16 protein-coding genes and 2 pseudogenes are annotated in these 14,397 nt (G+C 43.3%); 2 read left to right on the top strand and 16 right to left on the bottom strand.

Features of this window, described 5'->3' with window-relative positions; genetic code table 11:
- The first annotated feature begins 93 nt into the window (after positions 1-93).
- Positions 94-1,359 (top strand): IS4 family transposase, encoded by a 1,266-nt coding sequence (locus ACUN2T_RS16555; RefSeq protein ID WP_445497818.1) that lies wholly within the window; start codon positions 94-96, stop codon positions 1,357-1,359.
- Here ACUN2T_RS16555 and ACUN2T_RS16550 read toward each other — a convergent pair.
- The 3 genes from ACUN2T_RS16550 to ACUN2T_RS16540 form a co-directional block, all read right to left on the bottom strand.
- Entirely contained in the window at positions 1,349-2,218 is an 870-nt protein-coding gene (locus ACUN2T_RS16550) for a hemopexin repeat-containing protein (protein ID WP_445494092.1), read from the bottom strand. The two genes, ACUN2T_RS16555 and ACUN2T_RS16550, sit on opposite strands and share 11 nt — an antisense overlap.
- Positions 2,219-2,275: 57 nt before the next feature.
- Positions 2,276-3,142: a hypothetical protein gene (locus ACUN2T_RS16545; RefSeq protein WP_445494091.1), complete on the bottom strand. Its 867-nt coding sequence runs from the start codon at positions 3,140-3,142 to the stop codon at positions 2,276-2,278.
- A gap of 580 nt (positions 3,143-3,722) precedes the next feature.
- Positions 3,723-4,373 (bottom strand): Insecticial toxin, encoded by a 651-nt coding sequence (locus ACUN2T_RS16540; protein ID WP_445494090.1) that lies wholly within the window; start codon positions 4,371-4,373, stop codon positions 3,723-3,725.
- Between the two features lie 40 nt (positions 4,374-4,413).
- On the opposite strand from ACUN2T_RS16540, the gene ACUN2T_RS16535 reads away from it, so the two are divergent.
- Positions 4,414-4,611 carry a hypothetical protein gene (locus ACUN2T_RS16535; protein WP_445494089.1) on the top strand — a complete coding sequence of 66 codons (198 nt, stop codon included), beginning with the start codon at positions 4,414-4,416 and terminating at the stop codon, positions 4,609-4,611.
- A gap of 77 nt (positions 4,612-4,688) precedes the next feature.
- Here ACUN2T_RS16535 and ACUN2T_RS16530 read toward each other — a convergent pair whose 3' ends face one another.
- From ACUN2T_RS16530 to ACUN2T_RS16470, 13 genes and pseudogenes are all read right to left on the bottom strand, one after another.
- Positions 4,689-5,237, bottom strand: coding sequence for a Pvc16 family protein (locus tag ACUN2T_RS16530; protein ID WP_445494087.1), 549 nt, complete (start codon positions 5,235-5,237; stop codon positions 4,689-4,691).
- A 63-nt stretch (positions 5,238-5,300) separates the two neighbouring features.
- A complete protein-coding gene (locus ACUN2T_RS16525; RefSeq protein ID WP_445494086.1) occupies positions 5,301-5,570 on the bottom strand; it encodes a hypothetical protein in 270 nt (89 codons plus the stop codon).
- A 122-nt stretch (positions 5,571-5,692) separates the two neighbouring features.
- Positions 5,693-6,097, bottom strand: a complete 405-nt coding sequence (locus ACUN2T_RS16520; RefSeq protein WP_445494085.1) for a hypothetical protein — start codon at positions 6,095-6,097, stop codon at positions 5,693-5,695.
- Between the two features lie 162 nt (positions 6,098-6,259).
- Positions 6,260-7,105 (bottom strand): hypothetical protein, encoded by an 846-nt coding sequence (locus tag ACUN2T_RS16515; RefSeq protein ID WP_445494084.1) that lies wholly within the window; start codon positions 7,103-7,105, stop codon positions 6,260-6,262.
- Positions 7,098-9,697, bottom strand: a pseudogene (locus ACUN2T_RS16510) (hypothetical protein). The gene ACUN2T_RS16515 and the pseudogene ACUN2T_RS16510 overlap by 8 nt, the downstream one beginning before the upstream one ends.
- Before the next feature lie 32 nt (positions 9,698-9,729).
- Positions 9,730-9,927: pseudogene (locus tag ACUN2T_RS16505) on the bottom strand (hypothetical protein); the annotation flags it as partial.
- Complete coding sequence (locus tag ACUN2T_RS16500; protein WP_445494083.1) at positions 9,924-10,370, bottom strand: GPW/gp25 family protein; 447 nt, start codon at positions 10,368-10,370, stop codon at positions 9,924-9,926. The gene ACUN2T_RS16500 and the pseudogene ACUN2T_RS16505, both read right to left, overlap by 4 nt.
- A gap of 12 nt (positions 10,371-10,382) precedes the next feature.
- Positions 10,383-11,972, bottom strand: a complete 1,590-nt coding sequence (locus ACUN2T_RS16495) for a phage baseplate assembly protein V (RefSeq protein ID WP_445494081.1) — start codon at positions 11,970-11,972, stop codon at positions 10,383-10,385.
- Entirely contained in the window at positions 11,969-12,652 is a 684-nt protein-coding gene (locus tag ACUN2T_RS16490) for a CIS tube protein (protein ID WP_445494080.1), read from the bottom strand. The genes ACUN2T_RS16495 and ACUN2T_RS16490 overlap by 4 nt, the downstream gene beginning before the upstream one ends.
- Positions 12,639-12,818: a DUF5908 family protein gene (locus tag ACUN2T_RS16485; RefSeq protein ID WP_445494078.1), complete on the bottom strand. Its 180-nt coding sequence runs from the start codon at positions 12,816-12,818 to the stop codon at positions 12,639-12,641. The genes ACUN2T_RS16490 and ACUN2T_RS16485 overlap by 14 nt, the downstream gene beginning before the upstream one ends.
- The gene (locus ACUN2T_RS16480) at positions 12,815-13,273 is read right to left on the bottom strand and encodes a phage tail protein (protein WP_445494077.1); all 459 of its coding nucleotides are present in this window, start codon (positions 13,271-13,273) and stop codon (positions 12,815-12,817) included. The genes ACUN2T_RS16485 and ACUN2T_RS16480 overlap by 4 nt, the downstream gene beginning before the upstream one ends.
- Positions 13,270-13,839 (bottom strand): phage tail sheath family protein, encoded by a 570-nt coding sequence (locus tag ACUN2T_RS16475; protein ID WP_445494075.1) that lies wholly within the window; start codon positions 13,837-13,839, stop codon positions 13,270-13,272. Before ACUN2T_RS16475 ends, ACUN2T_RS16480 begins: the two co-directional genes overlap by 4 nt.
- Positions 13,839-14,381 (bottom strand): hypothetical protein, encoded by a 543-nt coding sequence (locus ACUN2T_RS16470; RefSeq protein ID WP_445494074.1) that lies wholly within the window; start codon positions 14,379-14,381, stop codon positions 13,839-13,841. The genes ACUN2T_RS16475 and ACUN2T_RS16470 overlap by 1 nt, the downstream gene beginning before the upstream one ends.
- Positions 14,382-14,397: the final 16 nt, after the last annotated feature.

The raw sequence follows: 14,397 nt of genomic DNA, 5'->3' as shown, positions 1-14,397 counted from the left end.
TAAGCAGTAACTGTATATTTTAGATAGAAAAAAGGCTTCATTTATGATCTGATAATCGTCGCCAAACTAATACCAAAACCACGGATGAAGCCTGTGACGATTATCGCTATAAAACACCAATTAATGCAATTCTTCAGTGACGTTTCTTTGCAAAAAATGGCGCTTCGCTGCGGGTTTATTCAGCGCGTGAGAAATATCGAGCCTCATACGCTTATTCTCAGTCTTATCACAGCGCTCAGTTCGGGGAAAGTGACGTCTATAGCTCAGCTACACCAAAAATTTAATGGCCTGTGCCCCGATGAAAAACAACACGTTAGCTACCGTCCTTTTTATAATCAGCTACGGAAAGCGGCTTTTGTTGAATTTGTCAAAATATTGGTCAGGTTTGCCATGGCACAATGGGCTGAAAAGCACCTCGTCCTGCCCAAAAAACTCGCCAAATTTCAAAATGTTATTTTACAGGATGGCAGTTCATTTAAAGTCCATTCGGCACTGGCTGATGTTTTTCCTTGTCGATTTCAGGCAACCGCAGCGGCAGTGGAATGTCACATGACCTTGTCATTATTAACCCAGTCTCCCGTGAAAATGGCTGTTACTGCAGATACCGCCTCTGAGCGGACTCACCTGCCTATTCCGGCAACATTGCATGACCAATTATTATTAGCGGATGCCGGTTATGTCGATTTTGAGTATTTTGAACAACTCTCACGCTCAGGCGGTTCGTTTATTGTGCGGGGCGGTAAATCGCTTAATCCCCAAATAATCAGGGCACGCAATGGTCAGGGAAAAATCTTATCGAAGCTGTCCGATAAGCCCCTGAAATCCGTGACACGCAGAACGAATCGTTCTGAGGTGTTGGAGCTGATTTGTCGGCGTAATGGCTATGAGTTTCGCCTGATCCGCCGTTGGTTTGCTGAAGAAAAACGTTTCTGTCTCTGGCTGACTAACTTATCAGTCGAGGAATTTACAGCCAATGACATCATGGATATTTATCGTTGCCGCTGGCAAATAGAACTGTTGTTTAAAGAACTCAAATCACACACGAACTGGCACCGGTTTACGACACGAAAAGAAACGTTGGTCACGGGGCTTATCTGGCTGAGCTTATTAGCGTTGTTGCTCAGACGCTCGCTGGCAAGGCGATTATTCCCAGCGGTTTCACTGCTTAAAGCGGCCCAAAATACGGAGATCTGGTTAAAACCCATAATAGAAAATCTCCTCCAAAGGGCATGGTCGGAAACGTGTTTTTGGCTGGAAAAAGCCAAAGCCTATTTATCCCAGAATGCATTCAAAACACCGCAAAGAAAGTCGTCTAAAAACAAAACATTGGATGCGTGTTTTGAACGACTTAATTCTTAAGATCCTGTATATGAGTCGCCATTAGATTATTTTGCCCTTTACCGGTAAATGTATCTACCAGAAGATCGTCAATATATACTTTTACAGTTTGTGAAATATTTGTATTAGCGTAGCCTATCAGGCCGAATCGAATACTTTGAGGTAACTGGCAACAATATTTACCCGTGTCATTAGTGCCATATGTTCCACTACAGACGCCACTATTGTCTCGGTTGCTGCCTAATAAATCAGTATCGACCGATACTGCTGATTGAACATTTTTGAAGGCTAATCCTCTCCAACCCGCATGATTACTTGAGATGATGATAGGCCCAGCATCAAGTACATTCAATTTTTGGTCGAACCGAATAAAAGAATCATCTTTGAAAAAATAAATAAAATTTCCATCAATAGTTGGCCATAAAATAGCAGCATCAAGGTTGGTACTAAATTTTTTATATTCCTCTGTCATTTCCCACCGGTCTGAAATAGTATTCATCTTAATTGTGTGTGAATCGATGGTGTAATCTACACAATATCTACCTTTGAAAAAACAAACGGTGTTGGTGGTCAATTCTATAGCGGCATCTATTCCATTTTCAAATTCTGTTCCTTTTAAGCTAGGCCACCCATCGACAATAAACTTCGGCCCATCAACGACCTCTGCTTTTGCGATATCAAATTTAAGGTATTGTGAACCTTTAAAAAAGTATAAAAAACCATTTAAATTAATAATATCGTCAATATGTCTTTGGAACTCGGCAGGCAGGTTAGGCCAATCTTTACTGATGGGGTGAGGGTAACCTATGTATGCATTTAAACATTGATTGTTAAATTTAATGTTTTCTTCATTCAGGAAGAAATAACTAGATATATTCATTGTTATCCTTTGTAGTTAGAAAATAAGAGATGATTTAAATCGCCTTGAGCAATGGAATTAAAGTTTCATAATAAAAGCCAGTAAATAATAAGGTGGAATAATATCAACACTATGATTATGTGCAGGGGATGCTGCTGCTGCCGGGTGATTATGTCCTTGTCCACCTCCTGTGTTTGATGTATATGCGTAACGAGGTGTATTGATAGTAGCCATTATTGTATCTATATGATTACGTATTTGTTTTATATCGGTGCCGCCAGGGTAATTATGACCATATTTCATTCCATCACTAGAAAAATAAGCCATACCCCCAATATGTTTATGACTAGGTATTTGTGCTTCTGTTAATGTTGTATTTCCCACAGTAACATTTACCGAAACTGTCGTTGATGTTGTATTTTTGAAAAAGCTTTTTCCGGTGCCACTACCACTGGCTTTACTATTGCTTTTTCCTGTTTCAGAAAGAGTTTCACCGCACATGACAAAACGGCTTCTTAAATCAGGGGTTCCATTATTACCGTTACAAAAAGCCCAGCCGGTAGGAGCATCCTTACCGGAGAACATCACAATCATTCCTTTTGGGAATACATTATCGGGATCAATACTGATTCCGCTATCGTCTGTCTTGATACCGTTACCCGCTTTGATTTTTAAACTTAACCCATCGTTATCTACTTTTAAGCCGCCGTTGGGATTAATCTTCGTTGCCAGTGTATAATCATCACCTGGTTTTAGCTCATATGATTTACCAACTGTATGGTAATCCATATTAGCAACATCAATTAAATTGGTATAATCAGTTGGTATGTGGCTATTGTCTTCTTTAAAATGATCTTTTAATTCATTTTCAGCAGGTCCTGTTAATTCAATATTGATATTCTCGGTGTTGGATTCTAAAGTAGAGCTGTTATATTTTCTTTCCATTTTTATCCACCTTGTATACAAGTTCTAAATATCCTATAACTATTGCTGGGTAATTAAATGGCAATAAGATAGGTGTTTTGTAATAATTAAGTTGGTGTTTCTTGTGGTGCTATATTTATTTCTATTTTCTTATAGATAACAAGTTATATTCATGATTTTTCCTTTTGTTTATTATTTAAATTTAAAGGTTTGCTTGGTGATTATTTGATCAATTTTAGTGAGGCGGAATAATTATTAGCGATGAAATTTTTAGAAGCAACATCAATTAATAACAGAGATTGTTAATTGATGTTTATGTCTCTGGTTATTCAATTTTAAGTATGACAAGGCGGGGATAATTAACAGTGTTATTTTTATTGATTAGGATAAATGGATTAGTTTTATTTCTATGTTTATCGTTTTGCTGATAAATTAATATATCCGTTATCTTTCAAGTTGCCTCTTTACTGACAATAAAATGATAAGAAGCTCGTTAATTTACTTAACGAGCTTCTTAAAGATATAGAAAGAACACCATTCTGCGGTGTTAATAAGTCTGAGCTAATACGGATTAGTCACTTCTTTCTTGCCGATATTATTATTAATGAGATTTCCGACTAAATCTGGCCATGCCCGGCTTTTGTGGATTGGAAACGAATCCGGGATTTCCTGCGCCGGGTTTCCAGCTTGCTTTCATTTTTGCGCCAATACTATTATAAAACTGATTCAGTTCATCGATATTATTGGCAATTGTCCATTTTCCTTTACTGACGATAGCAACCGGAAATTCTCCGGGTTCAGCAACTGCTTTGACAATTCCCCCGTGTTTCTTTATCTCTTCTTGTTCTTTATCCATTGCAAAAGCAGGATAGCTTACTTGAGGACCATGCCTGATAACATTATGCTCTGTATCTTCAAATAGTCGGTTTGAATCAGATTTAGCGATATATTCGTTAATGCGATCGATGATTTTCTTTTCTGCTGATGAATTAGATGGTATTGAATGCGGTTGAGTGGTGAAACTAATCATGTCATGCATATCATAATCACCGGTGAAAGGCAGTGCGGCCCAGTTCTTTTTCTCTTTTAAAGGAGCCAGACTTGCTTCGAGATTGTTTAAATCTATGGGATAAATTTTTCCATTGACCTGTTCATCTGATAAACCGTGACCGCTGCTCATATAAATACCTTCGAGACGTCCCGTTTTTTTATTCCAGTGACCTACATAGCCTTCAATATCCGCCTCCTGCACTTTCTTTATGACATCTGAAGCTTCGTCTTTGGGATAAGCTTTGTTAATTGAACCGGGTTTAATGGTTTTCTCCAGAATGTCATGCCCCTTGGCCGCGGCACCTTTGCCTAAGGCTCTGAGTGTTGGTTCACCTGCTGCCCGAAAACTGACAGCGAAAGATGTCCATCTGAGGGGATTGATGATGGAGATGTTCTACGGCTATTTTTACTATTCTGTGTGGGTATTCTCTGAGAATTAGAATATCTTGGCATATTTATAAATCCTTGGTCATTAGTTTGATCTATTATCTGTATAATTTTATCTTTATTAATGATTTTATATTGATATTAAACTGTCGGAATTTTCTTTAGCGATAATAATACCTACTCCATTTACTTTAACCACAGATTTTTGGCTATTTACCCATATGGAAATAATATCTTCTATTTTAGCTAAATAGGTTGAGCGAGTAATGCCAGAGACTTCAAGGATAACACTTTCATTTTCCTGATTATAATTATTATCTGTTGTGGGTTCGGCTATCAGATTGACTTTAGCCAGAGCAAGACGTACATCTTCTGTGCCGCCTAATTCCGAACATAATTTATCTGTCAGAGCTTGGTTTATTTGTGAATTATCCATACTGGGTTTTTGAACCACAGAAGTGGATATTTGGCTAATTGGTATCATATTGTCTTTAATATCTTGCAGTTTCATCGGTGCAGAAATGGAATAGAGTAAAGAGAGGCGAGGGCGATTACCCAAGGCTTGCCAAAAATTACCTAAGATATTTAAATTTTCCTGTTGAGGAATAACCCGGGTATAAGCGCCGGGAATACCGGTTAATTGGCGATTATTGATTAATGCATTTAAAATTCGTGTCATTACTTGTGCAGATTTATTATTGGGTTGGCTGTCTGGGTTGGAGCTGTCACTAGGCTGTGTCCCTCAATTGTCTGCACAGTGGAAAACCATGCAGTTTTCTCGGTGATTGATAGCAAAAATGCAGATTAATGGTTCAAAAAATGAACGAGATTGACGTTTTCTCTTCACCTTCAGCCAGTCCAAATGAATTGCGGGACACAGCCTAGCATTACTATAAAATGGCACAATTGTTCCTGGTGGGATAATTAGGTCTGAAAGTGCTGATGTAATTGATTTAGGATTGGTATTTTCTGTATTGGATTGCAAAGTAGACAGATTATGTTTTTTTTCCATTTTAATGACCTTGTATATAATATTGAATTATTTTGTTTTAAATATTCTGTCAATGTTGCCGTATAATGAAATGGCAATCAGAGAGAATATTTTATTTAACTCTGAAATCGATATTGTTTAACTTAAATTTTTAGTACATATAATAACTGATTATCTTCTATTACCTTTTCGTTCCATCCGGTTCCAGAGTCGCCAATAACCTCTTTGCGTTGTTGTTCGGTGGCAATGCGCATATTACCTGTACCGGTTGCCGTTGAAGGTAAACGCCCTAACGTTAAGGTTTCTAAAATATTATAGGCTTCGTCACCCAAGGGAGCGCCATTGTTCTGCCAACGCTTATAAGTACTGGCAAAATTCTTGAAATTTTCTGGTGATAGCCAGTGGAAAATCATGGAAAGATGGGCGGGAAATTCGGCTAAGATCTCCGTTTTTACCCACTCCTCCAGTTTATAAGGATCGACCTTATCATTCTCAATAAGCTGACGATTAATCACTACACTGACTATAAATGAAAAACGGTCAGCCAACGCGTATTTTGCATTGGAAAAATACCAACGATAGCGCCATGCGTCTTCTAATTTCGGGAAATCATATTGTTGACCTGATATTTTTTAAGTAATATTCGGCCTTGAATACGATCGAACTTCACTACCTGTGCTTTAAGTTCATAGTCGGCGGAAGAATCACTATTAACTAATGTTTTTGCAGCGCTGACACTTTATCAATACGAATATTTCTTCATTGCTGTAGCCTAATTCTTTCATGGCTTGAGTGGTATAACGTAACGGTGTTGCCAGTACCGTCTGTGCGGTTGTCATATAGACTTTGGCAAAGATGTCAGTAATATCTTTCACATCGTCATCCAGCTCAATATTAAGCTGTAATAGGAAATCCGTGGGTTGTAGCCAGATAATTTTACTGACGGATTCCCCTAGATTACGGTTGTTTTTTAAGAAAGTCGCCAGACTTTGCTGTGCCAGTACCTTATCGGCCTCAGTTTCCCGGCTAGGGAGTAGATAAAGCCAGTAATTGCCTCTCAGCGTTAACTGTTGGCTGTCTGGCGTCTGAATGAAACTGTATTCACGTTTCTGTTTGTTATACCAGTACTGATAACGTTCACTTTCAGATTCACGAACTAGCTGTACATCGTTAAAGAAGAAATAACCCGTGCTTTTGTCGTTAATGTTATCGCTGCTATGCAAATCCAGTAAGGCGCGGCGATAATCTTCCGCGGCAATTGGGCCACAGGTCAGCATTTGTTGTGGGTCGAATTCCTGTGGAAAAATGCCATCGTCCGGTGTCTGTTCTTGTTTTTCCGGGGTAAGCAGATCCCTGAGTGGCAGTGAATGACGATAGACCAGATAAGATGCACCGTAACAACAAGCTTCTAATAAGGTAATACCGGGATCGTTTTCTTCTGTATTGCTCCAGCGTTGCCCAGACTGTTGCTCAGCTACCGTCTTGGCTTGAGTGAGTAAAGCCTCAAAGGCGATATCGTCTTTAACGATGGGAAACAGGGCATCTTGATTATTCACTGTCTGCTCCTTTATTAGCGGAACGCTTTTCTGACCAAACTAAAATCAGTACTTCATTATCAGCGGCTTCTATGCTGTCACCGACTGCACCTGCGGGTTGGGACGATTTTTTCAACGTTAAGCTGGTGACCCGTTCAACCAAAGGTGACTGTTGAATGGTGGCTAATAACGGGTAGTAATCAATACGGTTGCCGGTTGTGACGCCGATAGCGCTATCTTCCGCCCAAGGCATATATTTTCGACTGAGCTCCTGCTGTAACTGATGACGGCCGTAGTCGGGATTAATCCCTGCGACAAACACCAGTTGATAGCTGATCAGCACGTCAACGTAGGTCGGATTGTCGATTTTGAGGGTGGTCCAAGGGCTACTGAGTTGGCTTATCTAGTCGGCCATTTCCGCCAGTCGGGCCGGGTTCAGGATCGGGCGCAGCGCATCATCGTTATCTTTGTAACGGCTGTCAGGGATGACAATCAGTTGTTGCGTTTCTGGGGCTGGGATTTTGGTTAATTCATTGGCGGAAGGGTATTTGACATCAAATATGCTGACAAATTGTTCTTTTAATAAAGTGACAATGTTATCCCAACTTAACGCACGGCTACGATGGGACAACCGGGGTGGAATTCGTGTGAGAAAAGCGGATTCTGTTTCTTTCGGCCAACCATTCCAAGACGCCCAAGGTTGCGTTACACGGCTAATGGCGGCGGATGTGCTGGCGGTCTGTTTAATACTATCGGCGACCAAACCATTGATAAAGTGATCATTTTCAATGGCTTCTGAGTTGATTAACGTGGCCGTGGTGGCGTTATACAGTAGGCCTTGCATTCTTGGGTAATCTTGGGGGCGGTCTGTCGAGTTATCTCCGCTTTCAGCCAGTATCGTCCTGCCGGCATCAAGGCTGCTTGATTTGACGCATCTTGTGGCAATAACGTACTCCATATCCCCCGGTCAAACAGATTGTGAGTTTGATCGTGAACCCGTTGATTTAATGGCCGCCAGGTGTTTTGCTGATTCAAATAAGACCAAGATAGCGTAAGTTCTTGAGTACCGACCAGTTGCCAGTATAGGGATAAGGTTTGTCCCGGTAATACGTTGGTGAAACCCAAATAGAGTGCGTCATTGGCGAATGAAGGGAGTTCTGCGTTTGGGTTTGGGCGTCAGGGGATAAACGGTGTATCGCTCAGTGTTGACTTTAGCGCGGAATGTGATTTGCAACGCACTGATGCAGGCCAGTCATTAGGTGATGGACTATCAGTCACAGCGTAGTCCATTGCAGGTAAGGTAAAACTCAGGCTTTGTCCTTGAGGTGCATCGGTTCCGCCAAATAACGATGGGATGCCAGTGAGCTGCTTTCTTTCCTGAGGCGTGACTAAATAGCCCTGAACTTTAAACGCGCTATTATCAGGTTCAGGGGTGTACCCTTTATACCACGCTTTAAAACTCTTGGTGGGCAAGCCAACCCATTGCGGCGCCAGGGTAAGCGTCGCGTTTTCAGAACCATACCATTCAGGGGCAACCAGATTAAAGCCGGAACCCAACGAGGGAAATTGGCCAAAGGGGAAACTGGTTTTATCTGTTTGTTCAGTTCCGCCATCGGAGGCATAGCGCACACTACGGTTGCCGTTGATATTGATTTCAATACCGGTAATTTTAGGCAGTATGGGTTTCTGAGTGGTGCCTAATTTTAAGACCGGTACGTCGAATGTCATGCCATCAAGGTTATCTGGCGGGTTGATAGGATCAGCCGTGGATGATAATCCAAGTTCAATGTTCTTTTTGTCGATAAGTTTTACCGACAACGATAACCAGTGATATTCTGCACTAATTTTGGCGGTGAGATGTTCAGCTTGACCTTCCCAATCGTTTTCCAGCGTCAATGTGATATGGCGCTCTCCGGCGGACATCGCAAATAGAGATGAGGTAATCAGATAACCGGATAGAACCGACACATCATTAGCGGTTGGGCTAAAAAGTTGAATACCCTTTTCAGGCAATGCCATGTTATCCGAAAGGCTAAGGGGTATCGCTGATTGCCAGCCATCCTTATCTTTGCGGTACCAACGCAGGTCGGTCAGCGCCCCTTGATTCGCCAATAAATCCGCGTCTGACGCATACTGTAACGAATTACCGGCGCTATCTTGCCCGGCATCAAACAGCGTGCCTTGTGTTACCAGAAATTCCGCGTTATCTGTATTCAGGGTAACGCTGACGGCGACACTATCTACTTGGGCGTTTCTGGGGTTCAGTCCCAGTAATTCCCGGTAATAAAGATCACGGTGTCGGGCCGGGAAGGTGTTTAATAAGCGTTTGGTGGTTTCTAATAGTTTTAAAAAAGCCAATATAAACGCCTGATGTGGCGGTAAAAGGCCATTGGCTTGATTAACATTTTGGTAAATATCAGCTAATTGTTGAGGATTATTTTTCTGAATAAAGTAAAAACTGTCCCAGAACTGTTTTTTATCTTGATCGAAAGGAATAATTGCGGCGTATTTTTTAAGCCAGTTTAAAATATCCAGCGTACTTCTTTCATCAAGTTTAAATGCAGTATTTGGCACGATAGCTGAGAGTTTATTATCTAACTCGGCCTGTCCCATATTTACACCACCTATTATTTGAATCTATAGTTTACCTGCTGGCTGGGGGTAATATATTGCGCCTGAAATAGGACCTTTTTTTCGTCACCCACAATGGCGATCTTTTTGCCTTGGATCTGGGCGTGTCCGCTGCCTCTAATGGTTGCTGGCCCCAGAGGCGTGACTTGCCGGTTGCCGAATAACGGTTCAAATAGCAGATTGTCACCATCCACCACTAACTGTTTATTCATAGGTTTACCCATATCTGGCCTTCGCTGACCTCAAGGATGCCATCAATTTGTTGGTTGATTTCGCTGCCTCTCAGGGAGTAAGCCACTTGAACATGCAGGGTATTGGGCAAGTCCGCTCTCTGATTGACCTGAATCTCGGTAATTTCCGCGCGTGGTTCATAGCGCAATACCCGTTCTTCAATGCGAGTTTGAATTTTTGCTATCAGTGCATCAGTGATATTGGCAAATAGATAATCATTCAGGCCACAGCCGTAATCTTCACGCATAATTCTTTCGCCGGGTTCAGTGAGAAAAAGAATTTTCATGCTTTGGCGAACATTCTCTGCCCCTGCTGCCATTTGGACACCGGGGGGTATTTCTGGATGCGTATTATCTTTGATAAAAAACTGTGGCGGAAAGGCCCAACCCCGACCATAAATATTGGCTAATATGTTGTCTGTCATCTCGCGGTCCTATTATTGTGTTAAGTTAATTTTCGCACCTTTAATATCGACGCTGGATTTTCCAGCGGCTGACAGGGATTTTTCAGCCTGTAGGTTAATTTCCTGAGCTTTGGTGATGAGATTCTTCGCTGAATCTAGCGTGATATCTTTATCCTGTTGCAGTGATAACGAATGCTTTCCGCTATTAAGAGCGGCGATTTTATCTTGATGATTGAGCACTAATGCTTGCTGATTATCCCCTTGCTTAATGATCAGGGTTTTTATTGGATTTTTTTCACTGGGTTCTATTGGTGTTTTATTTTTTGGGTTGTGCATAGCGCCTAATATCACCGGGAAGCGGGGATCGCATTCAAAGAAACCGATAATCACCTCATCCCCCGGTTCCGGGTAGAAACAGAATCCGCTTTCATGACTGGCATAAGGTTTAACCAAGCGGGCAAAAAGTACGCTGTTGGTTAAATTTAACGCCGGTATCTTGACCGGAATGCGGTCCAGTGACTGCTTATCCTGTTGGTATTTTTCCACAACGCCGATGTGTAGCTCTCTTACTGGCGGTACAGCCTGTTCCGTTTCAGGCAACAGGCCGAGTGTTAGCCGAGTACGCCAGCCTTGTCGCTGACGGATTATCTGATTGACTCCGGTGATAATGCCTTTGCCATCCATTCCTTGACCAAAGCCGTTTAGTGCCAGCAGATCACCTGGTTGATAGCGGCTATCACCCGCAACTTCAACATTGCCGGAGACGTTATCACTTCGCAGGTTATTCAGGATGCCTTGCGCAAGGTATTTGGCTTGTTTATTATCTTGCGGATAGCTAAAAACCCATTGCCATGTTTGATCGGATAAGGTTGCCAAACTGTCGGGCGCGAGTTGACCACTGCCAAGCCGACTGTTTTTTGCCTGAGTGGCCTGAGACAGTTTTTGTTGCGCGATATCCCAGGATTGTACGCTCACCGTTTTGGGATTGTGCCGGTTATCCCATTGCAGATCCGCCTCAAACAGCACAATGTCTTGATCGTTGGCTCGTTGTTTAATTGTGTGCACGGTTGATTGATTAAGTGATTCTGGCGTCGCCAGCTTGACCGTCTCGTTACCGGGTAATAACCAGATATTGGTGGCGGCAAGCCGGTTTTTTAAGAATTTCCAGTCATGACAGCGAAACTGCACCATCTGCTCATGTTCAGTTTTAAGCTGAGGCGCCTGTTTTATCGTGACAGGTATCCCTGCTTGACTGAATAGTTTTCTGATAATGGTTTCATCACTTTGTTGACTGAATAACTGTGAATGGAAATTGTCAGTGAGTTTTTGCAGTGGATGTTTCGCCGTTAGAGTAACCAGACTGTCCTGACCTTTGAACTTAAGCGCTTGCCGAACAATGATCCCCTTTTTTTGCAGTCTCACGATCAGTTCTTGATTGGGCCGACAGCTTGTGAGTTCAGCTTGCGCTTTGGCGGCAAAAATCGCGTTGGCGTCACCGGCTACGCTAAGCGTGATATTGGCTGTGGGGATACCGTTGATTTGGTGGTTTACGGTCAGACTCATCACAGAAAACTGGCTGAGGGTTTTTCCCGCTATGTTAACGTCTATCTCCGGTATCTTCATGCATCCCCCCGTGCCTGTAGTGTTTGCCCCGGGGTGAAATCATCAAGATTATCCAGATTGTTTTGCCAAGCGAGGGTGAGGTAATCAATGCCGCCTGCCAGAGAAGCCCCGGCACCTAAGGCGATTAACGGCAGAGAGAGCATATCGGTCACGCTGACTGCGGTGATCGGCGGTGATTTTAACTGCTGTTCAGTGGCTTGAATAACAAAGCTTTCGTCCGCGATCAGCGATAAAGTGGCGCGGGCTCGCAGTGGCGTAGCGTCCCGGTCAAATAGGGTGTAATTGATGGTGAGATCACTAGCCCGGCAGGCGAAATAACCTTTGTTTTCCCAACGCATTTTGCCCCATTTGATTTTGAGGAAGTGGGGCACGTTGGTGCTGGCATCCACCGTACACAAAGCTTTCAAGGTTGCTAGTTGGGTTTCTACCGGGATGTTGTTGCCCGGCATAGTCGCGTCAAATAGCAGGACTAATGTCAAACCGGCGGGTTGTGATAGCACATAGCGGCTGCTTTGGCTGGCACTATTAACGCTTTCATCCTGTTGGTAGTGGGTTTGATAATTGAGCTGAATCCCATCGGGGTTATACATCGCCTGTAAGCTGCCTACCGAGATCTTTCCTTCCCGGTCTTTAAAGGCGGTCAGGGTGAGTTTGGACAGGCTGCGTTCAATTAAGCTCATAATAGCCTCCTGTTTCACGCAACGCCTCTAACACTTCCCGTTTGACTATCTCGATCAGACGGGCGTTATCCAGCGTCTCTTGGGCTAATGTCTGTGGTGTAATGGGATGACTCTCGGCATCAGTCACTTTAGCTCGAATAATCAGCTCCTTAATTTCGATGGTCATACTTTTACTCCTAACCAGCGCATATCTTGATAACGCAACTCCAGTGAGTTCACCAAAACGGTATTGCTATTGGCGTCAAAGTCGCCGGTGGACCAGCGTACCGGTAGCGCGTTGCTTAATGTCCAACTTGCCACGGGTAACGAATTTTCATTCAGTAACATAATCACGACATCGGCATAGACCGCTTTTTCGCCACGCAGGACACGATCAAACACCAGCGTGAGTGGTGTCATCGTCATCACGCCACGCTCCAACATCAGACTGCCATGTTGGATTTTTTCGGCCAGCCAGGTATTTCTGGCATTTTCCCCGCCTTGGCTGTGTTGGATCGTTTGTAACTCACGGCTCAGGCCCGATATCCGTTGAAAGGCGATATCCAGTGGACTGGGAATGTTGTTAAACAGAAAACTGGCGATAAAACGGTGTGACACTGCCGGGGTGTAGAGGTTGCTCATATGTTGCCTCTGTTTAACTTAGCGGGGGTACCGGTACGGGTATCAAATGTCAGGTTTAGCTCAATAAATTCGGCGGGAATTAAGACCGCGAGGCTGATTCTGATGATCATTTTTCCGGCCCGGATATCGGCTTCACTCATTGATTCACCCACACCCAATAACACTTTGAACGCCTGATCTTCTTGGGTGCCTCGTAGCCCGCCGTTTAACCATAATTGGCGCAACCAGTTATAGGTCTGGCCTTTAAACTTCATCCAGGTGATGGCGTTATTGGGTTCAAAGACAACGGATTGCATCGTTTGTTTGATATCTCGCTCTGCGCTATTAAAGAGACGCCGTACCGGAATGTAGCGCCAGTTGTCATCATTTTTCAGAGTGCGTGCGCCCCACACCACAAATCCCCGATGGTTGAAGTAGCGGATGGCATTGATGCCCTGTTGATTCATAGCGCCTTGTTCATCGTCATTGAGCCGTTCAGTGACATCACTAATTCCGCTTAGTACGACATTCGCCGGGGCTTCCCAGATGCCACGGCTGGCGTCAGTAGCACAATACACGCCTGCCATCACTGCGCTGGCAGGAATGGTTTAGCAACCGGCAGGATATAACAAGGTCCACCGCCATTTTGAAAATACAGTTTTACCGCATCACTACTTATTGTGTAGGTACCGACAGTCACAGCGTAAGTGTAACCGGAGCCTGTATCACCCGCGTTAAGAGCGATATCGGTTGTAGCAACAGTCGCTGTATCACTTTCAACGTTCGCGGAAGGAGGAGAGGGAGGCGGCGGCGGAGTGGGTTTAGTCGATGTGATGGCGATTGACGTAATACAACCGACATTAAACAGATTCGTAAAATCCAGCCAGCTACTAACGCGTATCGCTTTTAGGGGTGAGCTGGTTTTTTTAGGCTGGAAGCGGCCAATAAAAACAGGTATTGCGGTGTTCCCGTGGCTGATAGAGAGCGATAATGACGCATTTTCTTCAATATAGACGCCGGGATAGGTCGGTGTTGTCGGCATGCTGCCTCCCATTATTGTGCGATATTTTGCGCAAACAGTAGGATGATGAATTCGGCCGTGATGAGCCATGCCAATATTGATCATCATGTGTTAGCACATGGAT

Source organism: Photorhabdus machadonis (assembly GCF_052657765.1).
Note: the sequence above shows the minus strand (reverse complement) of the source record. Positions and strands in the feature narration are given on the sequence as shown.

Bases quoted from the DNA above. Each gene is read 5' to 3' on its own strand.
- ACUN2T_RS16530 (WP_445494087.1), bottom strand. From the start codon at position 5,237: ATGACACGAATTTTAAATGCATTAATCAATAATCGCCAATTAACCGGT.
- ACUN2T_RS16485 (WP_445494078.1), bottom strand. From the start codon at position 12,818: ATGACCATCGAAATTAAGGAGCTGATTATTCGAGCTAAAGTGACTGAT.
- ACUN2T_RS16550 (WP_445494092.1), bottom strand. From the start codon at position 2,218: ATGAATATATCTAGTTATTTCTTCCTGAATGAAGAAAACATTAAATTT.
- ACUN2T_RS16525 (WP_445494086.1), bottom strand. From the start codon at position 5,570: ATGGAAAAAAAACATAATCTGTCTACTTTGCAATCCAATACAGAAAAT.
- ACUN2T_RS16470 (WP_445494074.1), bottom strand. From the start codon at position 14,381: ATGATGATCAATATTGGCATGGCTCATCACGGCCGAATTCATCATCCT.
- ACUN2T_RS16475 (WP_445494075.1), bottom strand. From the start codon at position 13,839: ATGGCAGGCGTGTATTGTGCTACTGACGCCAGCCGTGGCATCTGGGAA.
- ACUN2T_RS16495 (WP_445494081.1), bottom strand. From the start codon at position 11,972: ATGAAGATACCGGAGATAGACGTTAACATAGCGGGAAAAACCCTCAGC.
- ACUN2T_RS16500 (WP_445494083.1), bottom strand. From the start codon at position 10,370: ATGACAGACAACATATTAGCCAATATTTATGGTCGGGGTTGGGCCTTT.
- ACUN2T_RS16545 (WP_445494091.1), bottom strand. From the start codon at position 3,142: ATGGAAAGAAAATATAACAGCTCTACTTTAGAATCCAACACCGAGAAT.
- ACUN2T_RS16490 (WP_445494080.1), bottom strand. From the start codon at position 12,652: ATGAGCTTAATTGAACGCAGCCTGTCCAAACTCACCCTGACCGCCTTT.
- ACUN2T_RS16480 (WP_445494077.1), bottom strand. From the start codon at position 13,273: ATGAGCAACCTCTACACCCCGGCAGTGTCACACCGTTTTATCGCCAGT.